The following is a 6,234-nucleotide window of genomic DNA, read 5'->3' as shown; positions in this document are numbered from 1 at the left end:
GTGTTCCTTCCTATATCTACGCATTTCACCGCTACACAGGAAATTCCACCACCCTCTACCGTACTCTAGCTTGCCAGTTTTGGATGCAGTTCCCAGGTTGAGCCCGGGGCTTTCACATCCAACTTAACAAACCACCTACGCGCGCTTTACGCCCAGTAATTCCGATTAACGCTTGCACCCTCTGTATTACCGCGGCTGCTGGCACAGAGTTAGCCGGTGCTTATTCTGTCGGTAACGTCAAAACAGCAAGGTATTAACTTACTGCCCTTCCTCCCAACTTAAAGTGCTTTACAATCCGAAGACCTTCTTCACACACGCGGCATGGCTGGATCAGGCTTTCGCCCATTGTCCAATATTCCCCACTGCTGCCTCCCGTAGGAGTCTGGACCGTGTCTCAGTTCCAGTGTGACTGATCATCCTCTCAGACCAGTTACGGATCGTCGCCTTGGTGAGCCATTACCCCACCAACTAGCTAATCCGACCTAGGCTCATCTGATAGCGCAAGGCCCGAAGGTCCCCTGCTTTCTCCCGTAGGACGTATGCGGTATTAGCGTTCCTTTCGAAACGTTGTCCCCCACTACCAGGCAGATTCCTAGGCATTACTCACCCGTCCGCCGCTAAATCAAGGAGCAAGCTCCCGTCATCCGCTCGACTTGCATGTGTTAGGCCTGCCGCCAGCGTTCAATCTGAGCCATGATCAAACTCTTCAGTTCAATACTGCTTGGGTTTTTAAGAAACCCTAAACTTGGCTCAGCAATCTCAAATGACTATGTGATTTCTCGCATGGTCACTTGTGATGCTGATAATCTTTTTGACTATCAGTCCATACTCACAAGCACCCACACGAATTGCTTGATTCGATTTGTTAAAGAGCGTTTGGTTAAGAGCTTTTCGTCTCAACCGAGGCGCGCATTCTACGCTTTCCTCAGAGCCTGTCAAGCGTTTATTTTGAAGTTTTTTGCGAGAAACTCGTTTAGCTTCAAACACTTGGCTCGCTGCGATCTCTCGTAGCGGGAGGCGAATCATACAGCACTTAGAAGCACTGTCAACCACCTTTTCAACCGCTTTCGACCATTTGATCGTAGCCCCTCCAGTTTTTGCCTTAACTACTTAACTCTTTGAATATCAAGGAGTTTTTCGTTCCGGCGTCGCTGGAAGTGGGGCGCATTATAAGGGGATTCGAAAGCGCGTCAACCTTTAATTTCATTTATTTGGAATGTTCCAGGTGAAGACCGTATCAAGGCCACCAGGTGCTCGCCGCAACACATTCAGCGCCTGTGAGATCGAGCGCCGCCCGCGCGGCGCATCGCGAGCTGCGCTCGCTCCTACGTTTGTTTCGGGCCAATTATGCCTGTGGGATTTGCGCGCGAACGCCTTGGCGCATGGCGCGATATCGCGTCGTACAAACAAGCGCATCGCGAGCTGCGCTCGCTCCTACGTTTGTTTCGGGCCAATTATTTCTGGGGGATTTGCGCGCGAGCGCCTTGGCGCATGTCGAGATATTGCGTCGAACAAACAAAACGGTCGCGCGCGCCTATCGCAGGCGTGACTGGCCCGAAACAAACGTAGGAGCGAGCGCAGCTCGCGATGCGCCGCGCGGGCGGCGCTCGATCTCACAGGCACTGCAAAGGTGGTGGCGGACACATCTCATAGCCAACGCCCTCTCAAAACAGCCCTCTCCCCCTACAACAGCAACAACCAAACCCCAAAAACAAAACGGGGAGACCTACCGGCCTCCCCGCTTCTATATAGCTACACCACCAGCCAATCACTCAGCCTTGAGGGTAACCCGGCCAAACGACTTCTTACCCGCCTGGCATACATGAGTAGCACCAAGGACAAACATGAAGTCCTTGTCGACCACGGCACCATCAACCTTCACCGCGCCGCCACTAAGCAAATCACGAGCCTGTGCCGAGTTCTTCACCAACCCGGCCCGGTTCAGCACGGCAGCGATCGGCAGCCCCTCTGTCGCAGCCACTTCGATCTCCGGCAAGTCCTCCGGCAGCTCACCTTCCTTCATACGGTTACCCGCAGCACGATGAGCATTGGCAGCCGCCTCTTCACCATGGAAGCGCGCAACGATTTCTTCTGCCAACTTGATCTTGATGTCACGCGGATTGGCACCGTTGGCAACGTCGGTACGGAACTGCTCGATTTCTTCCATCGAGCGGAAGCTCAGCAGCTCGAAGTAGCGCCACATCAGGGTATCCGGGATAGACACCAGCTTGCTGTACATAACCCCCGGCGCCTCCTGGATGCCGACATAGTTACCCAGCGACTTGGACATCTTCTTCACGCCGTCGAGCCCCTCGAGCAGCGGCATGGTCACGATGTTCTGCGCTTCCTGACCATAGGCGCGCTGCAGCTCGCGCCCCATCAGCAGGTTGAACTTCTGGTCGGTACCACCCAGCTCCACATCCGCCTTCAGCGCCACCGAGTCATAGCCTTGCACCAACGGGTATAGGAACTCGTGGATGGCAATCGGCTGGTTGGTGGTATAACGCTTGTCGAAGTCATCACGCTCCAGCATGCGCGCCACAGTGTACTGCGACGCCAGGCGAATGAAGTCAGCTGGGGTCAGCTTGTCCATCCAGGTGGAGTTGAACGCGACTTCGGTCTTGGCCGGATCGAGAATCTTGAACACCTGCTGCTTGTAAGTCTCGGCGTTATCCAGCACCTGCTCACGCGTCAGCGGCGGGCGGGTGGCACTTTTGCCACTGGGGTCGCCGATCATGCCGGTGAAGTCACCGATCAGGAAGATGACCTGATGGCCCAGCTCCTGGAACTGACGCAGCTTGTTGATCAGTACCGTGTGACCAAGGTGCAAGTCAGGTGCAGTAGGGTCGAAGCCAGCCTTGATGCGCAGAGGCTGGCCGCGCTTGAGCTTCTCCACCAGTTCCGACTCGACCAGTACTTCTTCCGCACCGCGCTTTATAAGCGCCAGCTGCTCTTCAACCGACTTCATAGACAAACCCGCAAGGCTCAGATTCAGGGGGAGCCAACCATACAAGATCGGCCGTCAAATACAAGTTTCGCAAAGGAATGTGACCCGGGCACAGGCTTGCGGCGTCTACGCGCCCTTGCGTGAAAATGGATTTGGTTATATTTTATACAGTTATTTCATCTTCATCATGTCATTCATCTTTTCCATTTCACTTTTTCAAAGTCACCTTGCCTATGACCAACGAACCGCCTAAAGCGCCCCCGCTTTATCCGAAAAGCCATCTGTTGGCCGCCAGCGGCATTGCCGCCCTGCTCAGCTTGGCTCTGCTAGTGTTTCCATCCAGCGAAGTGGAAGCCAAGAAAACCACCCTCAACCTCGAGCTGGAGAGCCCTGCCGAGCAGCTTAAAGGCGAGTCACGTGCTGCGCCGCTGGTGCAGGCAGAAGACGGGCAAACATCGCCTTTCGCCCTGATCGAAGACGCTGCCCCCGAGACTCAGAAGGCCGAACAGAAAGCCCCGGCCGCCGAACCTGCCAAAGCACCAGGCCACCGCGAGATCACCGTGGCCCGTGGCGATACACTGTCAACCCTGTTCGCCAAGGTTGGCCTGCCGGCCAATGCAGTGCATGACGTGCTGGCAAGTAACAAGCAGGCCAAGCAGTTCAGCCAGCTCAAGCACGGCCAAGTGCTGCAGTTCGAGCTCGACAAGGATGGCCAACTGGCCAGCCTGAGCAGCAAGGTCAGCAGCCTCGAAACCATTCACCTGACCAAGACCGCCAAGGGCTACACCTTCAATCGGGACATCATCAAGCCGGTGGTGCGTACCGCCTATGCCCACGGAGTGATCAAGAGTTCGCTGTCGGCATCAGCCCAGCGCGCCGGCCTGTCCCACAGCACAACGATGAGCCTGGCCCGCGTGCTGGGTTACGACATCGACTTCGCTCAGGACATTCGCCCGGGCGACGAATTCGACGTGGTCTATGAGCAGAAAGTGATGGACGGCAAGGTCGTCGGCACCGGCAATATCCTGTCCGCCCGCTTCACCAACCGCGGCAAGACCTACACCGCCGTGCGCTATACCAACAAGCAGGGCAACACGAGCTACTACACCGCCGACGGCAACAGCCTGCGCAAGGCCTTCATCCGTACCCCGGTCGACTTCGCCCGCATCAGCTCACGCTTTTCCGCCGGCCGCAAACACCCGATCCTGAACAAGATCCGCGCCCACAAGGGTGTCGACTACGCAGCTCCCCGCGGTACGCCGATCAAGGCAGCTGGTGACGGCCGTATCGAGCTGGCCGGTCGCCGAGGTGGCTACGGTAATACCGTGATTATCCAGCACGGGAACCGTTACAAGACGCTGTACGGCCACATGCAGGGCTTCGCCAAGGGCATCAAGACTGGCAGCACGGTCAAGCAGGGCCAGATCATTGGCTATATCGGCACCACTGGCCTGTCCACCGGACCGCACCTGCACTACGAGTTTCAGGTCAACGGTGTGCACGTCGACCCGCTGAGCCAGAAAGTGCCGATGGCCGACCCGATCGCCAGAAACGAGCGCCAGCGCTTCCTGCAGCAGAGCCAACCACTGATTGCCCGTATGGACCAGGAAAAGGCAACCATGCTCGCAGCGAACAAGCGCTAAGCCATGGCGCTCTATCTGGGGGTGATGTCCGGCACCAGCCTCGATGGCCTGGACATTGCCCTGATCGAACAAGGCGAGCAGCCTGAGCTGCTCGCCACCCATTACCTGCCAATGCCCGACGACTTGCGTCAGGAGCTGCTTGCCCTGTGCAGCAGCGGCCCTGACGAGATCGCACGTGCGGCATTGGCGGAAAACCGCTGGGCCAGCCTGGCAGGCGAAGGTATCCACCAGTTGCTGGCTCGCCAAGGCCTGAAGGCGGACGCCATCCGCGCCATTGGCAGCCACGGTCAGACCATCCGCCATGAACCGGCACGTGGTTTCACTGTGCAGATCGGCAACCCGGCGTTGCTCGCCGAGCTTACCGGCATCAGCGTGGTCGCCGACTTCCGCCGCCGCGATGTGGCAGCCGGTGGCCAAGGTGCGCCGCTGGTGCCCGCCTTCCACGAAACCCTGTTCAACCACCTTGGCCAGCGACTGGCAATACTGAACGTGGGCGGCTTCAGCAACCTGAGCCTGATCGAACAGGATAAACCGGTGCACGGCTTCGACTGCGGTCCTGGTAACGTGCTGCTGGATGCCTGGATCGAGCGCAAACTTGGCCTGGCCTACGATAAGGATGGTGCCTGGGCGGCTTCTGGGGTGGTTCAAGCGGGCCTGCTCAGTGCATTGCTCCGCGACCCGTTCTTCGCCGGCAGCGGCCCGAAGAGCACCGGCCGCGAGGTATTCAACCTGCCCTGGCTGGATGCCCACCTGGCCCGCCTACCCGTTTACCGCGACGAAGACGTACAGGCGACACTGTTGGATCTGACCGCTCGAAGCATCATCGACTCGTTGAGCAACGCCCAGCAAGGCACCGAGGCGCTTCTTGTATGTGGTGGCGGCGCACGTAACGGAGCGCTGATGGCCCGCCTCGGTCAGTTGCTACCCGACGCCCATGTCGCCAGCACTGGTGCCCATGGCGTGGACCCGGACTGGGTCGAGGCCATGGCCTTTGCCTGGTTGGCCCATTGCTGTCTGGAAGGCATCGCTGCCAACCGCCCCACCGTCACTGCGGCCAAAGGGTTGCGCATACTGGGCGCGATCTACCCGGCATGACCGCTTCGCCGGAAATCAAAACGCCGCGCAATTGCGCGGCGTTTTGCTTTCTGGCGAAGCCTTAGATCGAGAACGACGAGCCGCAACCACAGGTGGTGGCGGCATTCGGATTCTTGATCACGAAACGCGAGCCTTCCAGGCCTTCCTGGTAGTCCACTTCGGCGCCGGCCAGGTACTGGAAGCTCATCGGGTCGACCACCAGGGAAACGCCCTCGCGCTCGACGATGGTGTCATCTTCGGCCACATCCTCATCAAACGTAAAGCCATACTGGAAGCCCGAGCAACCACCACCGGTCACGAACACCCGCAGTTTCAGACGTTCATTGCCTTCCTCATTGACCAGGTTTTTCACCTTCTGGGCTGCCCCATGGGTGAACTCCAGGCCGGTAGGGGTGAAGGTTTCGACACTCATGTTGATTCTCCCGGCGCGGTAGCCGCCATAAAACTCGATGACGCGCATTATCCGCTTTCCCGAGAAAATCGGTCAAGAATTGTGCGGCTTTAGTCGCGACATACAAAAAGGCCCGCACGACGCGGGCCTTTTCGAAC

At 58.1% G+C, this 6,234-nt stretch carries 5 protein-coding genes and 1 rRNA gene (1 of these 6 cut by a window edge); 3 read left to right on the top strand and 3 right to left on the bottom strand.

From position 1 onward, the window contains the following. Both GST84_02295 and GST84_02290 read right to left on the bottom strand, forming a co-directional pair. Positions 1-713: ribosomal RNA gene (locus GST84_02295) — 16S ribosomal RNA — on the bottom strand; it reaches 825 nt to the left of the window's first position. 1,055 nt (positions 714-1,768) lie between these two features. After that, positions 1,769-2,968: a tyrosine--tRNA ligase gene (locus tag GST84_02290; GenBank protein ID XGB11255.1), complete on the bottom strand. Its 1,200-nt coding sequence runs from the start codon at positions 2,966-2,968 to the stop codon at positions 1,769-1,771. Between the two features lie 115 nt (positions 2,969-3,083). Between GST84_02290 and GST84_02285 the strand changes: the two genes are divergently transcribed. Genes GST84_02285 through GST84_02275 form a run of 3 tightly spaced genes read left to right on the top strand, consistent with a single transcriptional unit; the run spans position 3,084 to position 5,685 of the window. After that, positions 3,084-3,200, top strand: a complete 117-nt coding sequence (locus GST84_02285) for a hypothetical protein (protein XGB15695.1) — start codon at positions 3,084-3,086, stop codon at positions 3,198-3,200. Next, entirely contained in the window at positions 3,181-4,590 is a 1,410-nt protein-coding gene (locus GST84_02280; GenBank protein XGB11254.1) for a peptidoglycan DD-metalloendopeptidase family protein, read from the top strand. Before GST84_02285 ends, GST84_02280 begins: the two co-directional genes overlap by 20 nt. A gap of 3 nt (positions 4,591-4,593) precedes the next feature. Next, positions 4,594-5,685, top strand: coding sequence for an anhydro-N-acetylmuramic acid kinase (locus GST84_02275; protein XGB11253.1), 1,092 nt, complete (start codon positions 4,594-4,596; stop codon positions 5,683-5,685). A gap of 61 nt (positions 5,686-5,746) precedes the next feature. On the opposite strand, the gene erpA is transcribed toward GST84_02275, so the two are convergent. After that, positions 5,747-6,097 (bottom strand): iron-sulfur cluster insertion protein ErpA, encoded by a 351-nt coding sequence (erpA, locus tag GST84_02270; protein XGB11252.1) that lies wholly within the window; start codon positions 6,095-6,097, stop codon positions 5,747-5,749. Positions 6,098-6,234 lie beyond the last annotated feature (137 nt).

It is taken from the genome of Pseudomonas putida (assembly GCA_041879295.1).
GTDB classification, from domain to species: domain Bacteria; phylum Pseudomonadota; class Gammaproteobacteria; order Pseudomonadales; family Pseudomonadaceae; genus Aquipseudomonas; species Aquipseudomonas putida_Y.
This window is presented reverse-complemented; position numbering and strand designations above follow the sequence as displayed.

Bases quoted from the DNA above. Each gene is read 5' to 3' on its own strand.
- erpA (XGB11252.1), bottom strand. From the start codon at position 6,097: ATGAGTGTCGAAACCTTCACCCCTACCGGCCTGGAGTTCACCCATGGG.
- GST84_02275 (XGB11253.1), top strand. From the start codon at position 4,594: ATGGCGCTCTATCTGGGGGTGATGTCCGGCACCAGCCTCGATGGCCTG.
- GST84_02280 (XGB11254.1), top strand. From the start codon at position 3,181: ATGACCAACGAACCGCCTAAAGCGCCCCCGCTTTATCCGAAAAGCCAT.
- GST84_02290 (XGB11255.1), bottom strand. From the start codon at position 2,968: ATGAAGTCGGTTGAAGAGCAGCTGGCGCTTATAAAGCGCGGTGCGGAA.